The 21697-nt window shown below is 70.2% G+C and carries 17 protein-coding genes and 1 pseudogene; 10 read left to right on the top strand and 8 right to left on the bottom strand.

Annotated features, from left to right (window positions below):
• Nucleotides 1–15 precede the first annotated feature (15 nt).
• From ACQPXM_RS00770 to ACQPXM_RS00750, 5 genes and pseudogenes are all read left to right on the top strand, one after another.
• Nucleotides 16–711, top strand: a complete 696-nt coding sequence (locus ACQPXM_RS00770) for an EcsC family protein (RefSeq protein ID WP_432943657.1) — start codon at nucleotides 16–18, stop codon at nucleotides 709–711.
• Complete coding sequence (locus tag ACQPXM_RS00765) at nucleotides 708–1100, top strand: VOC family protein (protein ID WP_432943656.1); 393 nt, start codon at nucleotides 708–710, stop codon at nucleotides 1098–1100. Before ACQPXM_RS00770 ends, ACQPXM_RS00765 begins: the two co-directional genes overlap by 4 nt.
• 42 nt (nucleotides 1101–1142) lie before the next feature.
• Nucleotides 1143–1973: a helix-turn-helix transcriptional regulator gene (locus tag ACQPXM_RS00760; protein WP_432943654.1), complete on the top strand. Its 831-nt coding sequence runs from the start codon at nucleotides 1143–1145 to the stop codon at nucleotides 1971–1973.
• A gap of 25 nt (nucleotides 1974–1998) precedes the next feature.
• Nucleotides 1999–2205 (top strand): annotated as a pseudogene (locus tag ACQPXM_RS00755) (GrpB family protein); the annotation flags it as partial.
• The gene (locus ACQPXM_RS00750) at nucleotides 2154–2561 is read left to right on the top strand and encodes a GrpB family protein (RefSeq protein WP_432951191.1); all 408 of its coding nucleotides are present in this window, start codon (nucleotides 2154–2156) and stop codon (nucleotides 2559–2561) included. The pseudogene ACQPXM_RS00755 and the gene ACQPXM_RS00750, both read left to right, overlap by 52 nt.
• Here ACQPXM_RS00750 and ACQPXM_RS00745 read toward each other — a convergent pair.
• Nucleotides 2558–3484: a hydroxymethylglutaryl-CoA lyase gene (locus tag ACQPXM_RS00745; RefSeq protein WP_432943652.1), complete on the bottom strand. Its 927-nt coding sequence runs from the start codon at nucleotides 3482–3484 to the stop codon at nucleotides 2558–2560. The genes ACQPXM_RS00750 and ACQPXM_RS00745 overlap by 4 nt on opposite strands.
• An 84-nt stretch (nucleotides 3485–3568) precedes the next feature.
• Here ACQPXM_RS00745 and ACQPXM_RS00740 point away from each other — a divergent pair, with 84 nt between their 5' ends.
• Nucleotides 3569–4213 carry a GNAT family N-acetyltransferase gene (locus ACQPXM_RS00740; protein ID WP_432943650.1) on the top strand — a complete coding sequence of 215 codons (645 nt, stop codon included), beginning with the start codon at nucleotides 3569–3571 and terminating at the stop codon, nucleotides 4211–4213.
• Between the two features lie 16 nt (nucleotides 4214–4229).
• On the opposite strand, the gene ACQPXM_RS00735 is transcribed toward ACQPXM_RS00740, so the two are convergent.
• From ACQPXM_RS00735 to ACQPXM_RS00725, 3 genes are all read right to left on the bottom strand, one after another.
• On the bottom strand, nucleotides 4230–5006 hold the full coding sequence (locus tag ACQPXM_RS00735; RefSeq protein WP_432943648.1) for a metallophosphoesterase family protein: 777 nt from the start codon (nucleotides 5004–5006) through the stop codon (nucleotides 4230–4232).
• Nucleotides 5007–5264: 258 nt separating this feature from the next.
• On the bottom strand, nucleotides 5265–6584 hold the full coding sequence (locus ACQPXM_RS00730; RefSeq protein WP_432943646.1) for a type IV secretion system protein: 1320 nt from the start codon (nucleotides 6582–6584) through the stop codon (nucleotides 5265–5267).
• Complete coding sequence (locus ACQPXM_RS00725) at nucleotides 6584–7354, bottom strand: hypothetical protein (protein ID WP_432943644.1); 771 nt, start codon at nucleotides 7352–7354, stop codon at nucleotides 6584–6586. Before ACQPXM_RS00725 ends, ACQPXM_RS00730 begins: the two co-directional genes overlap by 1 nt.
• Nucleotides 7355–7562: 208 nt before the next feature.
• Here ACQPXM_RS00725 and ACQPXM_RS00720 point away from each other — a divergent pair, with 208 nt between their 5' ends.
• On the top strand, nucleotides 7563–8114 hold the full coding sequence (locus ACQPXM_RS00720; RefSeq protein WP_237771545.1) for a MarR family winged helix-turn-helix transcriptional regulator: 552 nt from the start codon (nucleotides 7563–7565) through the stop codon (nucleotides 8112–8114).
• Between the two features lie 72 nt (nucleotides 8115–8186).
• Nucleotides 8187–9851, top strand: a complete 1665-nt coding sequence (locus ACQPXM_RS00715; RefSeq protein WP_432943642.1) for a molybdopterin-dependent oxidoreductase — start codon at nucleotides 8187–8189, stop codon at nucleotides 9849–9851.
• Here the strand turns inward: ACQPXM_RS00715 and ACQPXM_RS00710 are convergent.
• Complete coding sequence (locus ACQPXM_RS00710; protein WP_432943640.1) at nucleotides 9838–10443, bottom strand: TetR/AcrR family transcriptional regulator; 606 nt, start codon at nucleotides 10441–10443, stop codon at nucleotides 9838–9840. The two genes, ACQPXM_RS00715 and ACQPXM_RS00710, sit on opposite strands and share 14 nt — an antisense overlap.
• 62 nt (nucleotides 10444–10505) lie before the next feature.
• Here ACQPXM_RS00710 and ACQPXM_RS00705 point away from each other — a divergent pair, with 62 nt between their 5' ends.
• Nucleotides 10506–11186, top strand: coding sequence for a hypothetical protein (locus tag ACQPXM_RS00705; protein ID WP_432943638.1), 681 nt, complete (start codon nucleotides 10506–10508; stop codon nucleotides 11184–11186).
• Nucleotides 11183–13246, top strand: a complete 2064-nt coding sequence (locus ACQPXM_RS00700) for a YhgE/Pip family protein (protein WP_432943636.1) — start codon at nucleotides 11183–11185, stop codon at nucleotides 13244–13246. The genes ACQPXM_RS00705 and ACQPXM_RS00700 overlap by 4 nt, the downstream gene beginning before the upstream one ends.
• 52 nt (nucleotides 13247–13298) lie before the next feature.
• Here the strand turns inward: ACQPXM_RS00700 and ACQPXM_RS00695 are convergent, their stop codons facing one another.
• The 3 genes from ACQPXM_RS00695 to ACQPXM_RS00685 form a co-directional block, all read right to left on the bottom strand.
• Nucleotides 13299–18824, bottom strand: a complete 5526-nt coding sequence (locus ACQPXM_RS00695) for a PKD domain-containing protein (RefSeq protein ID WP_432943634.1) — start codon at nucleotides 18822–18824, stop codon at nucleotides 13299–13301.
• Nucleotides 18825–19213: 389 nt separating this feature from the next.
• Complete coding sequence (locus ACQPXM_RS00690) at nucleotides 19214–20464, bottom strand: galactose oxidase (protein WP_432943632.1); 1251 nt, start codon at nucleotides 20462–20464, stop codon at nucleotides 19214–19216.
• On the bottom strand, nucleotides 20461–21630 hold the full coding sequence (locus ACQPXM_RS00685; RefSeq protein ID WP_432943630.1) for a sialidase family protein: 1170 nt from the start codon (nucleotides 21628–21630) through the stop codon (nucleotides 20461–20463). The genes ACQPXM_RS00690 and ACQPXM_RS00685 overlap by 4 nt, the downstream gene beginning before the upstream one ends.
• Nucleotides 21631–21697 lie beyond the last annotated feature (67 nt).

Here is a 21697-nt window from a genome sequence, read left to right as displayed (position 1 = left end):
GCCTCGAGGAGAACCGTGGCCGGAGTAGCAAGGTTCGTCGCCAGCAGTCTCGCGCCCGCCGCCCAGCGGTTCGCGCCGCAGGCTGCCGCCGGGATCCTCCGGCAGGTGCTGGAAGTCGCGATCGACGGGTACCAGCGGTTTCCCGGCGCGGAGAAGATCGCCGAGGCCAAGATGGACAAGTCCGGTGGCGACGTCGCGGTCGCGATCGAGGCGGTGATCGACCAGCACATCCGGCTCGCCGGGGTGCAGGGGTTCGTCACCAGCATCGGCGGGCTGGTCACGCTTCCGGTCGCGTTGCCGGCCAACCTCACCGGCCTGGCGATCGTGCAGGCGCGGATGGTCGCCGCGATCGCTCACCTGCGCGGCTACGACCTCGGCGACCCCCGGGTCCGGACCGCGGTGATCACCTGCCTGCTGGGTGAGGACGGCGTCACCGACCGGCTGAAGAAGGAGAGCCTGCCGACGTCGCCGCTCGCGATCGCGACGGCGCCGGTGTTCGACCCGGAGCTGGATCGGCTGGTGTCGGGCGAGGTGGTCGGTGAGCTGATCGCCCGGATCAGCGGCAAGCGGATGGCCGTGACGCTCACGCGGCGGGTGCCGCTGCTCGGCGGGGTGGTCGGCGGTGGCGTGGACGGCTGGTCGACGTACCGGATCGGCCAGTACGCCGACAAGAGCCTGGTACGGCGGATCCAGCGGCCGATCGAGCCGTGAGCGGAGTCGCGGCGTTCTGGGGTCCGACGCTGGACTGCCCGGAGCCGCTGGAGCTGGCGACGTTCTACCAGGCGATCTGCGGCGGCTCGCTCGCGGTCGTGAGCGAGACCTTCGTGGAGCTCCGGCTGGACGGCGCGAGCCTCGGCTTCCAGCGCGACTTGAACTACCGGGCGCCGACGTGGCCTGATCCGCGGGTGCCGCAGCAGTGCCACCTCGACTTCAAGACGCCCGACCTGGACGCGACCGAGACCGCCGTCCTGGCGGCAGGCGGGACGAAAACCGTGCTGCAGCCGTCGCCGGACGTGTTCCGCGTCTACGTCGACCCGGCCGGGCACCCGTTCTGCCTGACCACTTGGGGGACGCCGGCCGGCCCCGCGGAGTCGCGCTGAATTCCCGGTGAAACTGTCGCCGGTCGGTGCGACGATCGTCCGGTGAGCAACCGACGGGCCGAACTCGGCGAGTTCCTGAAGGCACGGCGCGCCCAGGTGACCCCCACTGCGGTCGGGCTGCCCGCGGGCGGGCGTCGTCGTACGCCGGGACTGCGGCGGGAGGAGCTCGCGCAGCTGGCCGGGGTCGGCGTCACCTGGTACACGTGGCTCGAGCAGGGACGGCCGATCAACGTCAGCGGCCAGGTGCTCGACGCGGTGGCGACGACGCTGCGGCTGAGCGACGCCGAGCGCGAGCACCTGTATCGGCTGGCCGAGGCGACACCGGTCAAGCCGCGCACGACCGCCTGCGCGAACGAGTTGGTGATGGCGGAGATCGTGACCGCGCTCGACCCGCTGCCGGCGGTGATCACCAACCGGCGGTTCGACATCCTCGGGGCGAACGACGCGTTCGGTGATCTGTTCCACGACTGGCACACGCTGCCGTGCATCCACAAGAACCTGCTCTGGTGCATCGTCACCGAGCCACTCGCCCGCCGGCGACTGCTGAACTACGACACCGAGGTCCCGTACCTGGTCGCGCGCCTGCGGTCGGCGTACGCCGAACATCTCGGCGACCCGGCCTGGGAGACCGACATCGCTCGGCTGCGCAAGCTGAGCCCTGAGTTCGACGAGTTGTGGATGCGGCACGAGGTCGCCGAGTGCGAGCCACGGCCCCGGCACCTGCTGCACCCGGTGGCCGGCGAACTGCGGTTCACGCTGACGGAGCTTGCCGTGCCCGCGCATCCCGATCTGGTGATGTTCGTCGAGACACCGGCCGACGAGCGCACGCGCGAAAACCTGCCGCTCACCCGACTGACTCCGGCGGCCCGCTGAGCGACCGGTCTGCCAGCATCGGAGGATGCCATTCGCCGACGAGCGCTCCGACGTTGCTGTGGTCGAGTACCGCGCGGATTGGCCGCATGCGTTCGCGGTGATCGCCGAGCAGGTGCGGGCAGCGGTCGGAGGGCTCGCTGTGGCGGTCGATCATGTCGGATCGACCTCGGTGCCGGGGTTGTGCGCGAAGGACTGCATCGACGTGCAGGTACGGGTGGGATCGCTCGACGGGGTGGTCGAGCCGCTGGCGGACGCCGGGTTCGCTTGCGCCCTGAGCCGTGGAATCGGGTCGAGGTGTCGAGCGGTGTCGAGTCGCCCAAGCTCGTCTTCGCGCCGGCCGCTGGAGCCCGGACCTGCAATGTGCACGTGCGGCTGGAGGGTGGGGCGGGGGCTCGGTACGCCCTGTTGTTTCGGGATTACCTGCGGGCGGACGACGTGGCTCGGATCGGGTGGGGTGGGTTCAAGCGGAGGCTTGCGGTGAGCGTGCCGGAGTTGGCGGCGTACGGGCAGATCAAGGCGCCTGCCACCGACGTGCTGATGGCAGGCGCGGAGCGGTGGGCGGTTCAGACTGGATGGAGACCGAGCTAGCCGGCGAGGGCTTGGACTACTCGGCTGGCGGGTGGTTTGCCGAGTTGCTGGGACATCCAGACGCTGGTGGCGACCAGCTTCTCCAGGTGGACGCCGGTTTCGATGCCGAGGCCGTCGAGCTGCCAGACGAGGTCTTCGGTGGCGAGGTTGCCGGTGGCGGATTCGGCGTACGGGCAACCGCCCAGGCCGCCGGCCGAGCTGTCGACGGTGGTGACGCCTTCGCGCAGGGCGGTGAGGGTGTTGGCGAGCGCCTGGCCGTAGGTGTCGTGGAAGTGGACGGCGAGCGAGTCGACGCCGACGCCGGCCTGCTGCAGCGCGTCGATCAGCTCGATGACCTGGCCGGGCGTGGCGACGCCGATGGTGTCACCGAGGGACAGTTCGTGGCAGCCGAGATCGGCGAGGCGCCGGGTGACTTCGACGACCTGCCCGACCGGTACGTCGCCCTCCCACGGGTCGCCGTAACACATCGAGACGTAGCCGCGGACCGCCAGCCCGGACGCGAGCGCGCGCTCGACGGTCGGCGTGAACATCGCGAACTGCTCGTCCAGCGTCGAGTTCAGGTTCTTCTTCGCGAACGTCTCGGTGGCGCTGGCGAAGATCGCGATCTCCCGGACGCCGGCTTCAAGCGCGCGGTCGAGGCCGCGCTCGTTCGGGACCAGGACGGGTGCGCGGACGGTGTCGGGCAGGTCGAGCGTCGCGAGCAGTTCGGCGGCGTCGGCCAACTGCGGAACCCACTTGGGGTGCACGAAGCTGGTGGTCTCGATCGTCGTCAGGCCCGCGCCGGCGAGCCGGCGGACGAACTCGGCCTTCACGACGACGTCGACGATCGCGTCCTCGTTCTGCAGGCCGTCCCGCGGGCCGACCTCGTAGATCGTCACCCGCTCGGGCAGCCCGTCGGCCTTGCTCCGCTGCGGCTTGCGCATGGTGCCTCCATCCCGGCCCGCCGGTGGGCGAACCCTAGAACCTCACTGCGAGCCGTGGCGGGGTCTCCTCCAGAATGGCCCGTGATGACAACTCTGGCCGACATTCTGCGCGGGATCGAACACGGCGTCTTCCCGGCCCCCGATCTGACCACGTCCGTCGTACCGGCACCGTCGGCTCGCGACACCTGCGTGATCGGCCTGACCGGCCACCTCGTCGTCGCGGCCGATGTCACGCCGGAGTGGATCGCGCAACACCTCGACCGGTCGGACCTGGCGGCGCCGCTCAACCCGCCGTTCCTGTACGCCCTCGAACAGCTGACCGGTCGCGCGGTCAACGGCATCGACGCGCTGCTGCTCGCGCCGGCACTCACGGACGAGTCCGAACGCGCCGACCTGCTGGCGGGCCTCACGCCGTTCACTGATGAGTCGCACCCTCGAATCCGGCGGGCGCGGCGTTACCGGGACGACGTGCGCGCGTACACGACAGCCACGGGGGCGATCGTGCTCACCGGACTTGGGCTGGCCGGGCGGCAGGAGGTCGCGTTGGAGGTTCCGGACTCGGCGCGCGGCAAGGGCGAGGGCCGTCTGCTCGCCCGCACCGCCCGCGCTCTCGTCCCGCCGGGGACCCACATCTGGGCTCAGGTCACCCCGGGCAACGCCGCGTCCCTCCGCGCGTTCCTGGCCGCCGGCTACGTCCCGGTCGGCTCCGAGGCGCTGTTGGTCCGCTGACCTACCGCGGGCCGACTCAGACCCGGTGGTACGTCGGCGTCTCGCCTGCGTAGAGGTCGCCGCGGTAGACGCCGTGGATGATCTCCGACTCGTAGCCGTCCAGCTCGGGCATGCCCAGGGCGCGGGCGACCTCCAGTTCCGCGGCCGCGTCGTACGGGACGCGGACGAACTGGATGGAGAACGGCGCCGGGTCGGGGCTGTCGGGGACGCCTTCGAGTACGACGTACACGGGTGTGATGTCACCGAGGGAGTTGCCGACGCTGCCGGTGTTGAACAGGGTGCGGCCGAGGTCGGTTTCGCAGTAGGCGTCGTGGGTGTCGCCGTAGCCGACGACGGTGGGGATCGGGCCGTCGCCGGTGGCCGGGGTGTTCTCGAACATGGCGAGGAACTCCTTCTCGTCATGGTCGAAGCGAGTTCGGTGGTGGACGGTGTCGGCGGAGGCATGGAAGAGGCGGATCTGCCGGCCGCTGAGCACGAAGTCGTGGCAGAACGGGAGCGCGCGCAGCCAGGTCCACTGGTCCTCGCGCAGCTCGTTCTTCCACCACCGCATGCCTTCGTTGTCGATGGTGCGCGCCGGGTCGGGCAGGAAGTCGTCCCAGTTGCCGAGGATGTTCACCTCGCAGACCTCCTGGCACCGGTCGACGACCGCTTGACCGCGCGGGCCCTTGCCGACGTAGTCGCCGAGGTTGAAGATCCGCCGGATTCCCCGGGCCTCGATGTCGGCGAGCACCGCCTCGAGAGCGGTCAGGTTGCCGTGGACGTCGGAGATCAGGGCGATGCGTTCCAGAGGCATGGCACCATCCTCCGTGCTCGTTGGGGTCGGCGGACGGCGGGGAGGGGTGAGCGCGGAGCCGTCTGTCGGCGGCGGCCGGTCGTTGGCGGGTGCCGCAGATCGGCTGCCTGGATCGGTAGGTGGCCCGGGCTGCGGACGCCCAGCACTCATCAAGCTCGGGGGCTGGCGTTGGTGACCGTCGTGCCGAGCGTGGCATGGCGCGGACAACCGGGATTGGTGAGTGGTGGAGGTCTGCGGGTGGTGAGTGGATGCGGCGGGTCAGGGGTTGCTGCCGGTGGGGCCAGCGGGTGCGGGGGTCGTGGGGGTGCTGGAGGTCTTAATGGGTTTGGGTGGGCGGCGGGAGGTGCTCCAGCCTCGGCTCCCGCCGCCCGGGCTCGGAGAGCCTCCGCCGCCGGGTTCGCCGGCGGAGTGGGCGGCCGCGCCGGCGAGGGCGCCGCCTGCCTTCTTGGTTTGGCTCAGGGCGGCGCCGCCCGCGGCGAGGCCGACACCGATGGCGCCGGCGGCTGCACCCTTCAGGCCACCACCACCACCGCCACCGCCGCCTCCACCTCCGCCGCCGCCTCCGCCCCCGCTGCGACCACCGCCGCCGCCTGGGCGGCTGCCGAGTGCGCCGCGGCCGGCGTTGATCGCGCCGGTGGCCAGGCCGCCAGGATCGGCCAGGGTGGCACCGCTGCCCGCGGAGCCGCCGGCGACCGCGGCGGTGACCGGTGCGACGAGGCGCAGCATCGCGGGCAGCGCGAAGACCGCGAGCAGCATCATCATCAGCCCGCTCATCGCGTTGACCAGCGTGTTGCCGGACGGCTGCCGGATCCCGGCTTCGGTCATCTTGATCGCCGCGGCGTAGACCAGGGCGGCGGCGGGCTTGTAGGCGATGAACGCGAGCACCCAGCCGCAGTACTTGCGGAACCAGGCCTTGCCGATCTCCGTGTTCGTCGCGGCGGCCGCCAGGGGGAACGTACCGGCCAGCAGGACCAGCATCGCCGAGCGGATCAGCAGCAGGATCACCTGGACCACCGACGCCATGAAGATGGCGACGCCGAAGAACATGCCTGCGACGAGCGGGAGGTCGGCGGTGGCCCGGGACAGGGTGATGCCCTGGAACAGCGCCTCGCCGAGCGCCTGGTCCGTCGCCGTGGTGTCCAGGCGCGCGTCGCTCATCACGGAGAATGCGATCTCGTCAGAGATCTCCACCAGCAGCTGGATGAACGCCGATCCGGCGCCGGCCACCAGGACGAGGATCAGCGTGGACTTGAGCAGTTCGCGGAGTGGTTCGCCGCGCTGCTCCCAGGCGGTCCGCAGGCCGGCGATGATGACCGCGATCACGAACACCGCGGCGGCCAGGGCGAGGGTGCGGTCGTGCAGGAAAGCGACCGGCTCGCTGGCCGTCCAGCTGTCGCCGTGCTGGGTCGCGATCGGATCGGGCTGGACCGCGTCGTTCTTGATCCAGAACGTCGACACCGCGGCCAGGCCGGAGCTGGCCAGTTCACCGATCTTGCCGGCCAGGCTTTCGAACTGGTTGCTGACGACCGAGGCGAAGCCCTCGCTGATGCTGCACCTGAGGTCGGTGACGCTGCACATCAGAGTCCCTTCCAGGTGACGAAGTCGTCGAGGTCGCGGTGCTGGGAGAACGGGGCACCGACCGGTTCACCCGGTGGCGGCGGGACCACGCGCCAGTCGCTGCGGTGCCAGACGAGGGTGAGGTTGAGGCTCATGTACTCCGACTCGACCGGGACGGCGAGGACGACGGTGACGCGGTCGGTGATGGCGTCGAGGATGCGGTAGCCGGCCAGTTGGACGGCTTCGCTGTCGGTCGGGGTCTCGTCGCGGAGCTCTTTGAGCAGAGCGTCGGTGTTGGGGCCGGGGAGCATGAGTTTGGGGACGGTGGTGAGGACCTTGTGCTGGTCGCCGATGGCGGCGATGGCGTTGTAGGCGGCGAAGAGGGCGCCGGTGGGTGAGTGGGCGAAGCACCTCCGGAAGCCGTCGGGGTCGGTTTTGGCGGGGCCGTGGGTGGTTGAGCGGGGGACGACGACGCGGTGGTTCACTTCCCAGCCGTCTGCTGTGGGGGCTGTTGTCGGGACGTTTTGGTCGCCGGCGGGGAGTCCGCAACCACTGCTCTGTTCTGGACTTGAAGTGTCTGCAGAAGTTGCGGCGGTTGCGGGCAGAGAAACAGAAGGAACGGAACTGTCGGTCGATTTTGTGCTGTTCGCGGACGTCGTACCCGTGGCCTGTGCCGGGGCTGAGCGGTCGGTGAACAGGAGGAGGGCGCCGCAGATGAGGACGGCGGACAGGATGATGGCGGCGGCGATGGTGCCGCGGGTGTGGGCCGGGTGGGTTTCCTGGTCGGTCATCCGGGGACCCCGATCTGCGACGGTGGACGTGACGGATCTAGGCTGGCAAAGATCGGGAGACCGCCGCGGAAGTTATCCACAGGCGGGGCAAGTTACGGCGTACCGGCACCGCTGGTCACGCTCGGAAATCCTTCGATCGTGTCTCGACCTGTAGCCGATAGGTCACCCCGTGTAGCGAAGTGACCTAGTCAGCTAATAGAGTCCGCGCATGACCATCGCGCCTACGCTTAGCTCGCCCCTAGCGCTCGCCGATGCAGAACCCACTCCCGTCGCCGAACCCTGGGAAAGCGACGTGATCACCGCGTACGGCCTGCTGCGTGAAGCAGCGGCCGAACTCGATCATCTGATGCGCCATTCCCTGAAGCGCAGTGGTCTGCAAATGGCAATGTTCGAACTGTTGCTGCGGCTTGCCCGTAGCCACGGGGAGAAGCAGCGTCTCACCTCACTCGCCCGGGAGCTGACCGTCACCACCGGCGGCATCACCCGGCTGGTCGACCGCGCCGAGAACCTCGGTCTGGTGCGTCGGGAGCCCTGTCCCGACGACGCCCGCGGTTCGTTCGCGGTTCTCACGGAGGAGGGCAAGCGGCGGCTGCGTGAAGCGCTGCCCGACCACCTCCTGGAGATCGACAGCCTGTGGACGTCCCAGCTGGCCGACGAGCGCGAGCTCGTGCTCGGCCGGCTCCGGCGGGTCCGGGACAACGCCCGCCGCTGGCCGAACGGCCGACCTGGCCTCGGCCCCGTCACCTCCAACCGCAACTGACCCGCATTACCCGCTCCTAACGGATGTGGCGCCCGGCTGGTGCCGGGCGCCACCGAGCGGGACAGTTGAGCTGTGAACCACCCCGAGGTCCCCACCGGCCGGCGCAGCCCCGACGCCGGCTCGACCGGTCTCCGCATCGGCGGTGCGTCGGAGGCGGTTGCACCGCAGCGAACCGGCGAGGTCCCGCCGCAACGCCCTGGCGACTCGCGCGGCAACTCCACCAACTCCCCGCGCCGCAGCGGCCTGCTCGTTCGCGCCGCGCTCGGCGGCGTACTCGCCGCTCTCGCAGGCCTCGCCGCCGGTAGCGTCGCCGCCGCCCTGCTCGGCACCCGCCAGACCCCCGTGGTGGCGATCGGCTCCGCCTTCATCGACCGGGTGCCGCCGTGGCTCAAGGACCTGGCGATCTCGCTGTTCGGCACCCATGACAAGACCGCGCTCCGGGCCGGCATCCTGATCGTGCTGCTCGCTTTCGCGGCGCTCGGCGGGATTCTCGCCGTCCGCCGGTACGCCGCCGGCGCGGCCGTGGTCGTCGTCCTCGCCGGCATCGCCGTCGCGGCGGCGGCGACGCGACCCGACTCCGGCCAGACCGGGTTCGTCCCGTCGATGGTCGCGGGCATCACCGCGCTCCTGCTGCTCCGGCTGTTCGCGACGCGGCTCGCCGACCTGCGCACCGACCCCGACGACGGCGTGAGCCGCCGCGGATTCCTCCAGCTCGCCGGCGGTGTTGCCCTCGGCACCGTCGCGATCGGTGCCCTGGGCAAGGTTGTCGGCGGTCATCGGGCCGCGGTGGCCGACGCGCGCGAGGGTCTGAACCTCCCGACGCCACCGAGTCTCGCGCCGCCGGCCGGCGTACAGGCTCCGGGGGCGGTTGCGTGGGCGACGCCGAACGACGAGTTCTACCGGATCGACACCGCGCTGTCCGTGCCGCTGATCCTGCCGTCGGACTGGCGGCTGCGCATTCACGGCATGGTCGACCGCGAGATCGAGCTGAGCTTCGACGACCTGCTGAAGCGTGCGGTCGTGCACAAATGGGTCACGTTGACCTGTGTGAGCAACGAGGTCGGCGGCGACCTGATCGGCAACGCGTTGTGGTCGGGCGTCCTGCTGAAGGATCTGCTCGCGGAAGCCGGCCCGTCGTCTCAGGCGGACGCGATCAAGTCGACCTCGAAGGACGGTTTCACCGCCGGTACGCCGATCAGCACGCTCACCGACGACCGGCAGTCGATGCTCGCGTTCGCGATGAACGGGCAGCCGTTGCCGCTGGAGCACGGCTTCCCGGTGCGGATCGTCGTACCGGGCCTGTACGGGTACGTGTCGGCGACGAAGTGGCTGACCGACATCGAGGTGACCCGGTTCGACCAGTTCGAGGCGTACTGGACGCCGCGGGGCTGGTCCGAGCAGGGGCCGATCAAGCTGTCGTCGCGGATCGACGTCCCGCGCTCGAAGGCGTCGGTCGGTCAGGTCACCGTCGCCGGGGTGGCGTGGGACCAGCACGTCGGCGTCTCGAAGGTCGAGGTCCGGGTGGACGGCGGCCCGTGGCAGGAGGCGACGCTGGCGGCGGACCCGTCGACCGACACCTGGCGGCAGTGGCACTGGACCTGGAACGCGCCGCGCGGCAACCACGTGCTGCAGGTCCGCGCGTTCGATGCCAAGGGCAACCCTCAGATCGAGTCGCAGGCCCCGCCGGCGCCGAACGGCTCGACCGGTCTGCACAGCGTCGACGTCAAGGTCGGCTGACCGCCGCCAGCACCATCGGCAGGAACGTGTGCTCCAGCGATCCCGCCGGTACGGCGTCCGGCTCGAGCAGGCTCTGCGACCGGGCGCCTTCGTGCACGGCGATCACCAACCGGACGAACTGCTCGGCCGGCACGCTCAGCTGTAGACCGCTGGTCCGGGTGATCTCCTCGACCAGCTCGGTCAGCCGTTGCCGGAAGACCGTGCGCTGACGCACCAGCGCGTCGGCCGCCTCGGGACTGCGCAGCGCGTGCAGAGTGAACTCCGTGGAGATCAGGTGCCACTGCCGCTGATCGGGCGCGGCGTCGTCCAGCAGCCCCAGTACGGCGTCCAGCAGGGTGCCCGGCTGGGTCGCGAGCTCCGGCAGCAGGGCGGCGATCTGCTCCAGCAGGCGATCGGTGGTCGCCTCGAACAGAGCCAGGACCAGCTCGTCCTTGGAGCCGAAGTTCGAGTAGAAGGCGCCGCGGGTGAAGCCGGCCCGCTCGCAGATGTCCTCCACCGACGCGCCGTGGAAACCACGCTCGGCGAACACCTCCAGCGCGCCTTCGAGCAGGCGGGCCCGGGTGGCGGAGCGACGGCGCTTCGGGGTTTCCATGGCGAGTAGGATACAGTTCTGTATTGGATACACAACCGTATTGAGTTGAGGACGGGGTTGGCATGCAGCTCAGGGCTTACGCGATCAGCGTGCGCGGTCCGCACGCGCCACTGCTGGACGCGACGTCGGTCGAGGTCCGCGACCACGAGCTCGTGCTGCTGACCGGCTACCCCGGGCCCGGCCATGTCGCCGCGTCGCTCGCACTCTCGGGCCGGCTCGTGCCGGACGGCGGCGAGGTGAAGCTCGACGGCCAGGGCGATGCCGCTGTACTGCGGCGCCGCGTGGCCGTGGTCGACGCGCCTGGGATCACCGAGCCGGACGACGCGCTGCCGGTGAAGGCGGTCGTCGGCGAGGAGCTGGCGATCGCCGGGCGCAAGGCCGGTGGCAAGGCGGTCCAGGCCTGGCTGGAGGAGCACGACGCGGCCGAGCACGCGGACAAGCGGTTCGAGCATCTGCCGGTCGATGTACGGACTCGGTTGCTGGCCGAGCTGACGGTCGCGCGGCCCGAGGTGGCGGTCGTGATCCTGACGATGCCGGACCGGTTCGGCGGCGATCCGCACAGCTGGTACGGCGTGGGACGCGAGCTGGCGTCGCGGGGCTACGCGGTGATCGTGACCTGTGCGGACGCGTCGGCGCGGCTGCTCGGCGTACCGGCGGCGCGGATGGGCGCGATCGACCAGCCGGAGCCGTTGAAGGTCGAAGCCGTCGACGAGGAGACGAAGGAAGAGGAGGAGCTCGCATGACCGCCGTCCGGATGGCGCTGAGTGAACTGCGACGGCTGACCGCCGGGCGGTTGCCGAAGCTGGCGGTGGTGGCGCTGCTCTGCGTCCCGATGCTGTACGGCGGGTTGTACCTGTACGCCAATCACGACCCGTACGGGCGGCTCGACAAGGTTCCGACCGCGGTCGTGGTCGAGGACCAGGGCACCACGCTGTCGACCGGCGAGAAGCTCGCGGTCGGGCCGCAGGTCGCCGACGAGCTGGTGAACTCGAAGAGCTTCGACTGGCACCGGGTGGACCGGGCCGAGGCGACGGCGGGGGTGTCGGACGGGCGGTACGAGTTCGCGCTGGTGCTGCCGAAGACGTTCTCGGCGGATCTGGCCTCCAGCGCGGAGTTCACGCCGCGGCAGGCGATGCTCGAGCTGACCACGAACGACGCGAACAACTACCTCGCGCACACGATCGCCAACCAGGTCGTCGCCCAGGTGACGAAGACCGTCGCCGCGCAGGTGAGCGAGACCGCGGCGAGCAAACTGCTGGCGGGATTCAGCACGATTCACGGGCAAGTCAGCAAGGCGGCGACCGGAGCCGGGCAACTGCAGAGCGGGCTGACCTCGGCGAACACCGGCGTCGGACAGCTGCAGACCGGCGCGACGCAGCTCAACACGGCGCAGAAGCAGTTGTCGGCCGGCGCGGCCAAACTGTCGACCGGCCTGAACTCCGCCGGCAAAGGCGCCGGTGAACTGGCGACGGGTGCCGGGCAGCTGAGCAGCGGACTCGGGACGCTGAAGACGAAAACGGCCGGGCTGCCGGCGCAGACCAAGGCGCTGGCCGACGGCGCGGATCAAGTTGCTGATGGCAACGAGAAGATCGCCGGCGTCGGCCGGCAGGTGGCGACGGCGTCCAGCACGCTGCTGACCGACCTGAGCACGATCGACGCGGGCCTCGCACAGCGGCTCAGGCAGCGCGGCTTCACCCAGGCGCAGATCAACCAGGTGCTGGCCGAAACCACCAAGCTGCGGGCTCCGGTGGTCACCGCGAACACCAAGATCCAGTCGACGTCCAAGCAGCTCAACCAGTTGGCGACCGGCGCACGGCAGGTGTCCAACGGCGCTGCCACGCTGTCCAACGCCACTCCGGCGCTGACGTCAGGGATCAGCAGTGCCGCGACGGGGGCTTCGAAGCTCAACACCGGCGCGAAGCAGTTGAAGTCCGGCGTCGGGCAACTGCAGACGGGTGCCTCTCAGCTGGCCGCCGGTGAGCGGCAGGCCGTGACCGGCCAGGGACAGCTGCTGACCGGCGTGAACAGCCTGGCCACCGGTGTGAGCAAGTTGAAGACCGGCGCGACCCAGCTGAACACGGCGCTGACCAACGGCGCCAAGCAGATCCCCGACCCGTCGCCCGCGGCCCGCAAGGCCGTCGCGGAGACGCTCGGTGCACCGGTCGGTCTGCAGAACACCTCGCAGGCGACGGCCGACAGTTACGGAGCCGGTCTGGCGCCGTTCTTCCTCAGCCTGTCCTGCTGGATCGGTGCGTACGTGCTGTTCCTGCTGGTCCGGCCGCTGTCACCGCGCGGCCTCGCCGCCCTGCAGTCGCCGCTCCGGGTCGCGCTCGGCGGCTGGCTCCCGCCCGCACTGTTCGGCGCGATCCAGGCCGCCCTGGTCTTCACCGTGGTGATCATCGGACTCGGCATCGACGCCACACATCCGTGGCTCACCGTCGGCTTCCTGATGCTCACGTCGATCACTTTCGTCGCGATCCTGCACGCCCTGTCCGCGTGGTTCGGCGCCATCGGCAAGTTCCTCGGTCTGGTCTTGATGGTGATCCAGCTGGTCAGCGCCGGCGGCACGTTCCCCTGGCAGACGATCCCGGCGCCGCTGTACTTCTTCCACCACGTGCTGCCGATGAGCTACGCGATCGACGGCGTACGGCATCTCATGTACGGCGGCCCCGGTGCGTCCCTCGGCAAGGACCTGCTCGTCCTGGCCGCCTGGCTGGCCGCCGGCCTGCTCGCCTCGACCCTTGCGGCCCGCGACCAGCGCGTCTGGGTCGCGAAGAAGCTCCAGCCGGAGATCGCGCTGTGAGCACAGCCGAGGGGCGAGACCGATCGGCCTCGCCCCTCGGATCACTGGTGCGTCAGACGGTGATCTGCCGGGTCACCGTCGCCGCCTTGCCCCACCCGTCGGTCGTGGTCAGCGTGACCGTGTAGGTGCCCGCTGCGGGGAACACGTGGGACATGGCCGACGAGGTGCTCGTCGGGGTTCCGTCCCCGAAGTTCCACAGGTAGGTGAAGGTGTCGCCGGTGTTCGGATCGGCCGACCCCACCCCGGAGATGTTGCAGCTCAGTCCCGAGCAGGCCGGCGGGTTGATCACCGGGACCGGAGCCACGTTGTTCGTCGGCTCGGTGATCGTCACCGTCTGCGTCGCGGTCGCCGTCGCACCCCACTCGTCCCTGGCGGTCAGCACCACCGTGTAGGTGTTGGCGCTGGTGTAGGTCCTGGTCGGCAGCGGGCCGGATCCGGTGCCGTTGCCGAAGTTCCAGGAGTACGTCAGCGTCGTCGGGCTCTCGTCGGTCGAGCTGCGCGCGTCGTACGTGCACACGTTCTGCTCGCACGCGATCGTGAAGCTCGGGACCGGCGGGAGGTTGCCCGGCGGGTGGATCACGGTGACGTGCCGCTCGATCGGCACCGCGGTGACCTGGTCGTGCTGGTCGACGGCCCGCACCCGGACCGTGTACGCCCCCGCCGGGATCACCGGGGTGGTGTAGGAGAAGTTGGACCCCGGCGTGCCCGGGCTGGTGAGGAACGCGGTCCGCCAGCTGGCGTTCGTACTGGTGAAAGCGCCCGAGGAACTCATGTACTGACCGAGCGAGTTGACGATGCCGATCTCGACCCGCTGCATCGACTGGTCGTCCTCGGCCCGGCCGGTCACGAAGATCTTGCCGTCGGTGAACTCGTTGCCCTCGTTCGGGGTCAGCAGCGCCTCGTTCAGCGTCGGCGGGTTGTCACCGGGGTAGATCCGGTAACGCGCCGTCGCACCGCTGGTCGAGGTGTCCTGCTGGCCGGAGGTGTCGTACGCGAACGCTGTCACGGCCCAGTCGCCCTGCGTCGGCAGATCGACCGGCAACGTCCACGTCGTACTGGTGCCGTTCGGTGTCGCCAACGTGGCCGGCAGCGTCGCGAAGTTGGCCGCCATCGACCCGTTCGGCTGCAGGTAACGGTTGGTGTCCTGGTCCTCCAGCGACACCCGGATCTCGGCCACGCCGACGTCGTCGGTCGCGGTGCCGGCCAGGTCGAGGTGCAGAACCTGCCCGCCGGTGACCGTACCGGTCACGGACAGCAGACCGTTCGGTGGTGCGTCACCCGGGATCTGGGCGCTCAGGGTCAGCCGGCCCTGGTTGGAGTTCGACGTGGTCAGGCCGAGGTGGTCGGTGGCACGGACCGAGAAGCTGTACGTGCCCGGTTTGAGGTTGAACGGTGTGGTGTAGGACCAGTTGTAGCTGGCCTGGTTGAGGTTCTGCGGCGCGACCCGGTACCAGCCGGCGATCGCGTCCACGCCCCACGTGCCGTCGGCGGCGAGGTTCTCGCGAGTGGTGCTGTTCCGGAGCGAGATCTCGACGTTCTGCAGGGACTGCTCGTCGTTCGCCGAGCCGGCGAAGGTGAGCGGCTGTCCCGGCGTGACCACCACGGTCTGCACCGTGGTCGGCGGGATCATCGTCACCGGCGAACTGATCGAGACCGTCGGCGCGACCCCGCTCTCGGTCACGATCCAGGTCCGGTCGGCGGTGTCCAGGTCGGACTGACCGGAGGTGTCGCTGGCTCTTGCCTGGGCCTGCCACTCACCCTCGTACGGGACGGTCACCTCGTACGACCAGGTGGTACTGGTCGCCCCGACGACGTCCGGTGTGATCCGGAACGTGTTGCTGGTCGCCGACACCGTGCCGTCGTTCTGCAGATAGCGGTTGTTGCTCAGGTCGCGCAGGGTCAGCCCGACCGAGTTGACGCCGAGGTCGTCGGTGGCCGACCCGGTGATCGTGAACGTGAACGAGTTCACCACGCTCTGGTTCGGTCCGGTGACGTTGGTGCTCGGGGTCTCGTCCGCGAGGCCGAAGGTCTCGAACTTCTTGGTCGCCTTGGTCGGGTCCTGCGCGTTGTTGCCGGCCACCGTCCGGGCCATCACGGTCAGCACCCGGTTCTGGGTCATCGTCAGCGGCAGCGACCAGGTGGTCGAGGTCGCGTTCGGCGACGCCAGGTTGGCGTTGATCGTGTTCGGCGTGGTGGTCCCCCAGGTGGTCAGGTCGTCGTTGAGGTACCGGCGGCTGTTGCGGTCCATGATCTCGACCTGCACCCGCTGGACCCCGCTGGCGGCCGACGCCGTCCCGGTGATCTGGTACTCCTCGTCCACCGGCTTGACCCGGCCCTGGATCGGGTCGGTGATCACGGTCTCCACCCCGTTGGGCGCGGCGACCGAGTTGAAGTCGAAGAACGCGACCCGGCCGACGTTGAACTCGCCCTTGGTCTGCCCGTCACCACCGACGAACAACCCGCGCGGGGTCAGCTCGATGTGCTTGTCGCCCTCGAACGAGTTCGAGCCCGGGTTGAACCCGTCCAGCGCCGTCCCGTCGACCGGGTTCAGCGCGCCGAGGTGCTCACGCCGTACGACGGCGTCGCCGAGACCGTAGCCGGACAGGCCCTGACCGGTGCCGTAGCCCTGGTCGGTCAGACCCGGCCAGGGTTGCGGCGAGGTCGGGGACTCGTGCCAGGCGAAGTGACCGCCCACGTAGATCGCCTTCTCGGCGATGGCGATCGAGTAGACGCTGTCGAAGAGCCGGGAGATCCACAGCGGCTGGACGTTGTCGCCACCCTCCATCGGGTACGCGACGACGGTGTCGTTGATCGGCGGACGGTCGCCGCCGGAACCGCTGGTGACCGCGAAGTAGGTGCCGTCGGGCGAGATGTCGCCGCCGTAGATCCGCTGGATGCCGCCGACGAACTGCAGGTTGTCGTCCCACAGCCGGGTCCGCCAGGGCAGCAGCTTCTGCGTCCGGGCGTTGATCAGCGCGACGCCGTACCGGTCCTGGCCGTTGATCTGCCGGCCGGTGTGCACGACCAGCAGCCGGCCCAGGTCCGGGCTGAGCTTCAGGCGCTGCACGGTGAAGTCGCCGTTGGCGCCGATGCCGCCGCTGACGTCGTTGACGAAGTCCGTTCGGACCGCGCCGGTGTTGCCGTCGAGCGCGGCGAGCGCGCCGCGCGGTGCGCCGTTGATCGCGGTGAAGCGGCCGCCGACGTACACGGTGGAGTTGGTCACCGCGAGCTCCTGCGGCTTGGCGTTCGCGTCGGCGACGAAGCCGGTGACCGGTGCGCCGGTGACGGGATCGATCCGCGCGATGCCCTTGCGGGTCAGGCCGTTGACGGTGCCGAAGTTGCCGGCGATGTAGAGCTTGGTGCCGTCCGGCGACGCCTCGACCGCCTCCACGCCACCGTTGCCGATGACCGGCCGGAAGGTGGTGTCGATCAGGCCGGTGCTCAGGCTGAACGCCGCGATCTGGGCCTGGTTGACGGTGGTGGTGTTGCCGGTCGCGTTGTTGCGCAGCGAGGTGAAGCCGCCCGCGACGTACACACGGTTGCCGACGACCTCGATGTCCCAGATCTCACCGGCGCTGATCAACGGGAAGTTGGTCCGCGGGGTGTCGGGAACGATCCGGTCGCCGTGCCCCGGCCCCGGCGGCTGGGCGGCCGCCACGGCGACACCGGTCTTCTGAACCGTGTGCGTACCGTCGTTCACGGTGAGGGTGACCGTGCGGCTGCCGACGGTGGCGTAGGTGTGCGACGGGTTGTCCCCGGTCCCGGTCTGGCCGTCGCCGAAGTTCCAGCTGTAGGTCAGCGCGTCACCGTCGGGATCGAACGACCGGTTCGCGTCGAACTCGCACGTCATCGACGCGCAGCCAGTGACGAAGTCCGGCACCGGCGCCTCGTTCGTCGCGGTGGCGTCCGCCCCCGGGTCGAGCACGACGGAGAACATGATCGACCGCGACGCGGCCGAGGTGGTGGTGGCCGTCCGGGCCGCCGCGGTGCCGATCGGCACGCCGGCGTTGGAGTCGGCGACGATCGAGCTCACCTTGCCGGTACCGGTGCTGGCCGCGGTGGTCCGGGAGGTGACGTTGTCCGGCAGGTTCCAGGCCTGCACGACGGAGGACTTCTCGTTCCAGACGTTCACCAGCCAGGAGTTGCCCTTGGCAACCGGTGCGGTCGGCGTGGCGTGGCTGCTCGCCGATGCGTCGACGCCGCGGACCGCGGAGGCCGACACCGTCGTGACACCGGTACTGCGGTACGCCGCGACGCTGAGCGTCGACTTCGACAGTTCGCTGCCGGTGACCGTCACGTCGCTGCCGGCGTCGGAGGCGGTCGCCGCCTTCGTCCAGGCGCGGCCGCGGACACCGTTGCCGTCACGGGTCTGGATCAGCGTCCAGCCCGGGACCGCGTCGGTGATGGTGCCGGTGGTCGAGTTGGTCGCCAGGAACAGCAGCAGCCGGTCCTGGACCTGGACGTTGGCAGGGATCCGGACCGTGTGCGAGGACCGGTTGCCCGCCGTACTGGCGGCACCGACGTAGGAGACCTGGCCTTGGGTCACCGTGGCGACCGGACTGATCTGCGCGGTCTCGGTGTCGGTCAGTGTGCCGTCGCTGACGGTCAGCGTCACTGTCCGCGGGCCGTCGGCGGCGTAGGTGTGGTTCGGGTTGACCCCGGTGCCGGTCTGGCCGTCACCGAAGTTCCAGGCGTAGGTGAGTGTGTTGCCGTCCGGGTCGGTCGACGACGAGGCGTCGAACCCGCAGACGAGGCCGTTGCAGCTGGAGACGAAGGCGGCTACCGGCGGCTGGTTCACCGGATCGGCGACCTGACCGGGGCTCAGCACCAGCGAGAACATCACCGAGCGGGAGACCGCGACACTGGTGGTCGCGGTCTTGCCGGCCGCGGTCCCGGTCGGCACCGCGGCGGCGGAGTCGCCGAGCACGGCGCTGACCTTGCCGGTCCCGATGGCGGCCGCGGTCGTGCGCGAGGTGGTGCCGGCCGGCAGCGTCCAGGTCGTGTCGAGCGAGGACTTCTCCGACCAGACGTTCACCAGCCAGGAGTTCGCGTCGGCGACCGGAACGGACGGCGTCGTGTGGCTGCTCCCGGACGCGTCGCTGCCGCCGACCGCCGAGGCGGACACGGTCGCGTTGCCCGTACTGCGGTACGCCGCGACGCCGATCACCGACTTCAGCGTGTCGCTGGTGGTGGCGGTGACGTTCGCGTTGATGTCCGCCGCGGTCGCCGTCTTGGTCCACAGCCGGCCCCGGACGGCGTTGCCGTCGCGCGACTGCAGCAGGGTCCAGCCGGCCAGGCTGTCCGTCAGCGTGCCCACCGTCGCGTTGACGGTGAGGTGGAGCACCAGCGCGTCGCCGGCCTGGACCGTCGCGGGAATCCGGACGGTGTGACTCGTCCTGGCCCCGCTCGTACTGGCGCCGCCGACGTACGAGAGCTCACCCGCTGCCGCGGAGGCCGACGGCGCGAGGACCACCGTCGCGCCCAGGGCGGGCACGAGAGCGACCAGGACGACCAGCAGCGCATGCCAGGCACGGCGTCGGCCACTAACGGATCGATCGAAGAGCTGCGACACAGTCACTCACCAACCAGTGTTCGGAGTATCGGATGCGCCCGGCGCGAGCCGGGATCGCGATGGAGTCCGTGGAGGTGAGGCGTGATGGATTTTCGGGCAGCGCTGACCGCGACAGGCCGAGGCCTGCCGGAATTCCCCGTTGCGTTCGTCAACGACGTCGTCGACCACGACAAAGCTCGTCACCCCCCAGTGACCGAGAACCCACCCCAAAAGATCCGCCCCCCGGATCCTCACGGCCGACTCTGGCAGTCGGCCACGCTCTGTGCAAGCCTCTGGCCCGGATCGGGCGAAATGACCCGATGACGACTACAGAACGTGGCCGACTGCGATCCGGCTGCTAGCCACCAGCGCCTGTCAGCTGTTTGTTTCGTTGCCGAACACAACCATGAGCGATGTCAGGGACGGAGCTGCCAACTGGTGGCGGTGCGCACGCCGGGACGGATTTCGCCGGTGGGGATGACCAGGCCGTCGGCGTGCGGGACGGCTGGGGTGGTGACCTGCGATGGGCCGGGGAAGTGGCCGGTGACCGTCCAGCGGTTGGCGGCGTACTGGAGGATCTCGGAGTTGAAGCCGGTGTGGTGGTCGTAGGTCCAGGTGATGACGTTGTTGTGCTCGGTCCAGGTGGGGGAACCGGGCGCGGCGGCATCGCGGAGGGCCGTGTGGTGCTGGATCTTGTTCCAGCGGGTGAGGTCTTTGTCGCCGCCCAGGACGATCAGGCCGTGGCGCGTCGGGTGCGCCTGGCCGGCGGTGACGCAGAAGGGCAGGTCGGGCAGGCGGGTCCAGGTGGATCGGCGGGGGTCGTAGGCGTACGCGTCGGTGTGGAAGCGCCAGGACTTGTCGGCGGCTTGGGAGCGGCCGCTGATCAGGTGGAAGCGGCCCTGGGCGGCGGTGCCCACGGCGACGGTTCGGGGTGGGCCTGGCCACGGCGGGAGGGCGATCCAGCCCCGGGAGAGATCGCTGAGGTCGAGGGCCAGAAAGTCGGGGCCCTCGGCAACGAAGATGGTGGTGCCGACGAGACCGGCCACGGCGTACGACATCGGGCGCGGGAGGGACGGGAGGTCTCGGCGGTTGCCGCCGGCGTCCAGGACGAAGACGTCGGCGAACTTCTCGGCCGGCTTGAGGGCAGTGCCGTTCGGGCCGCCGCGGAAGCCTTCGCCGCCGATCACGACCACCCCGTACGGCGTACTGACGCACGCCGGATAGGCGATCGCGTCGGGCAGCTCGACCGGGTCGGACCAGCGGGTGGCGCCGGGTTTCAGCGTGAACAGCTCGTTCCAGTAGACCTTGCCGAGCGTGGTCGGGCGGTTCGAGGTGAGGGCGGGCTCGGGGAAGTTGGCGCCGCCGCCGACCAGGAGATGACCGCGGTGGGATCCGGCGATCGGTCCGGCCAGGCCGAGTTGCGTCCAGTACGGCTTGGAGACCGGAACGGCCGGGTGCCAATCGACGCGGTTCGGCGGGAGGTCGGGGAGGCGGGTCCAGGTGGGGACGGTTTGTTTGGGCGGGGCGGCTTCCGCCGTTGCGGCGACGAGCGGGGTGGAGGCGGCGACGAGGCCGGCTGCGAGCAGGCTTCGACGGGCGGTTGTCCCCACGGGCGGTGCCGGCGGGCGGTGAGCGGTGGCCGGTGCCGGGATGCGACGGGTGGTCATCGGTCCAGATCCTTCAGGGCGATCCGGCGGAACGTGATGGTCTCGTTGGCGCCGAAGTCGCCGGTCTCGTAGAGCAGGCCGAGGGTGTTGCGATCCAGCGAGACCAGGTCGGAGTACGCGGCGGGCAGGCCGGAGATCGCGAGGGACGGCTGCCAGGTGACGCCTTGGTCCGTGCTGATCCGGATCGTCATCGCGGCGCGGGCCGCGGGGTCGGCGGGACCGGAGTACAGGAGCAGCGAGCCGACGGAGAGCACGCTGGCCTGGACGACCGGGCCGACGAGCGTCGCTTGCGGGCGGAAAGGCTTGTCGAGCGTCTCGCCGCCGTCTGAGGAGTAGGCGTCGGCGCGGGTGCCGGGGGCGGTGCCGTTGTGCTCGCGGGTGTTGAAGTAGACGCGACCGTCGGGGAGTTCCGCGGCGGTCGTCTCGTTGACGTTGACGTAGTTGTTCGGGTTGTCGTCGACGTACCCGATCTGCCAGGTTCGGCCGCCGTCGTCGGAGTACAGGCTGTGGCCGCCGTAGTACTTCGCCTCGGCGCCGGTGTCCGGCGAGCCCGCCGGTGGGGCGATCGAGTGGTTGGCGGGGACGAGCAGGCGGCCGGAGCGGAGGGCGATCGCGTGGCCGGGAGTGGTCGCGTACCAGCGCCAGTCGGGCAACTTGGTCGACGAGGTGATCTCGGCCGGGGCGGAGAAGGTTCGGCCGTCGTCGGTGCTGCGTTGCAGGAAGACCCGGCGGGTGTCCTCGGGGCTCGCCTCGCCACGGAGGATCTGCGCTTCGGTGACAGGGCCGTTGCGCACGCTCAGCAGGACGACGTCGCCGGTGGCGGGGTCGACGACCGGGGCCGGGTTGCCGATCGTGTTCGGGCCTTGGTCGGTGACGACCTGCTGGGGCCCCCAGGTGCAGCCGCCGTCGGTGGAGTGGCGGAGCACGATGTCGATGTCGCCGGTGTCGGAGGAGCCGCCGCGGCGTCCTTCGGCGAAGGCGAGCAACGTGTTGTCGGCCGCCTTCACGACCGCCGGGATCCGGTACGACGCGTAGCCGGCGACGCCGGAGCGGAAGGGGACGGACTCCTGGCAGCGGTCCTTGGCGGCCGGGTTGGCGCCGGCGGTGAGTGTGGTGGCGAGGGTCAGGGCCAGGGCGAGGGGTAACACGGTACGGGTGAGTTGCATGGGCGTGTCCTCACGACATAGGTCTGATATCTGATCTCTCGACAGGCAGTGCTCCGCCCATCGAGAG

Source organism: Kribbella sp. CA-253562 (genome assembly GCF_050942265.1).
GTDB lineage: Bacteria > Actinomycetota > Actinomycetes > Propionibacteriales > Kribbellaceae > Kribbella.
The sequence above is the reverse complement of the archived record's forward strand: the minus strand, read 5'-3'. Positions and strand labels throughout refer to the sequence as shown.

Excerpts from the sequence above, each read along its gene's own strand:
- ACQPXM_RS00745 (WP_432943652.1), bottom strand. The coding sequence starts at position 3,484 with ATGCGCAAGCCGCAGCGGAGCAAGGCCGACGGGCTGCCCGAGCGGGTG.
- ACQPXM_RS00740 (WP_432943650.1), top strand. The coding sequence starts at position 3,569 with ATGACAACTCTGGCCGACATTCTGCGCGGGATCGAACACGGCGTCTTC.
- ACQPXM_RS00735 (WP_432943648.1), bottom strand. The coding sequence starts at position 5,006 with ATGCCTCTGGAACGCATCGCCCTGATCTCCGACGTCCACGGCAACCTG.
- ACQPXM_RS00730 (WP_432943646.1), bottom strand. The coding sequence starts at position 6,584 with ATGTGCAGCGTCACCGACCTCAGGTGCAGCATCAGCGAGGGCTTCGCC.
- ACQPXM_RS00725 (WP_432943644.1), bottom strand. The coding sequence starts at position 7,354 with ATGACCGACCAGGAAACCCACCCGGCCCACACCCGCGGCACCATCGCC.
- ACQPXM_RS00720 (WP_237771545.1), top strand. The coding sequence starts at position 7,563 with ATGACCATCGCGCCTACGCTTAGCTCGCCCCTAGCGCTCGCCGATGCA.
- ACQPXM_RS00710 (WP_432943640.1), bottom strand. The coding sequence starts at position 10,443 with ATGGAAACCCCGAAGCGCCGTCGCTCCGCCACCCGGGCCCGCCTGCTC.
- ACQPXM_RS00705 (WP_432943638.1), top strand. The coding sequence starts at position 10,506 with ATGCAGCTCAGGGCTTACGCGATCAGCGTGCGCGGTCCGCACGCGCCA.
- ACQPXM_RS00700 (WP_432943636.1), top strand. The coding sequence starts at position 11,183 with ATGACCGCCGTCCGGATGGCGCTGAGTGAACTGCGACGGCTGACCGCC.
- ACQPXM_RS00690 (WP_432943632.1), bottom strand. The coding sequence starts at position 20,464 with ATGACCACCCGTCGCATCCCGGCACCGGCCACCGCTCACCGCCCGCCG.
- ACQPXM_RS00685 (WP_432943630.1), bottom strand. The coding sequence starts at position 21,630 with ATGCAACTCACCCGTACCGTGTTACCCCTCGCCCTGGCCCTGACCCTC.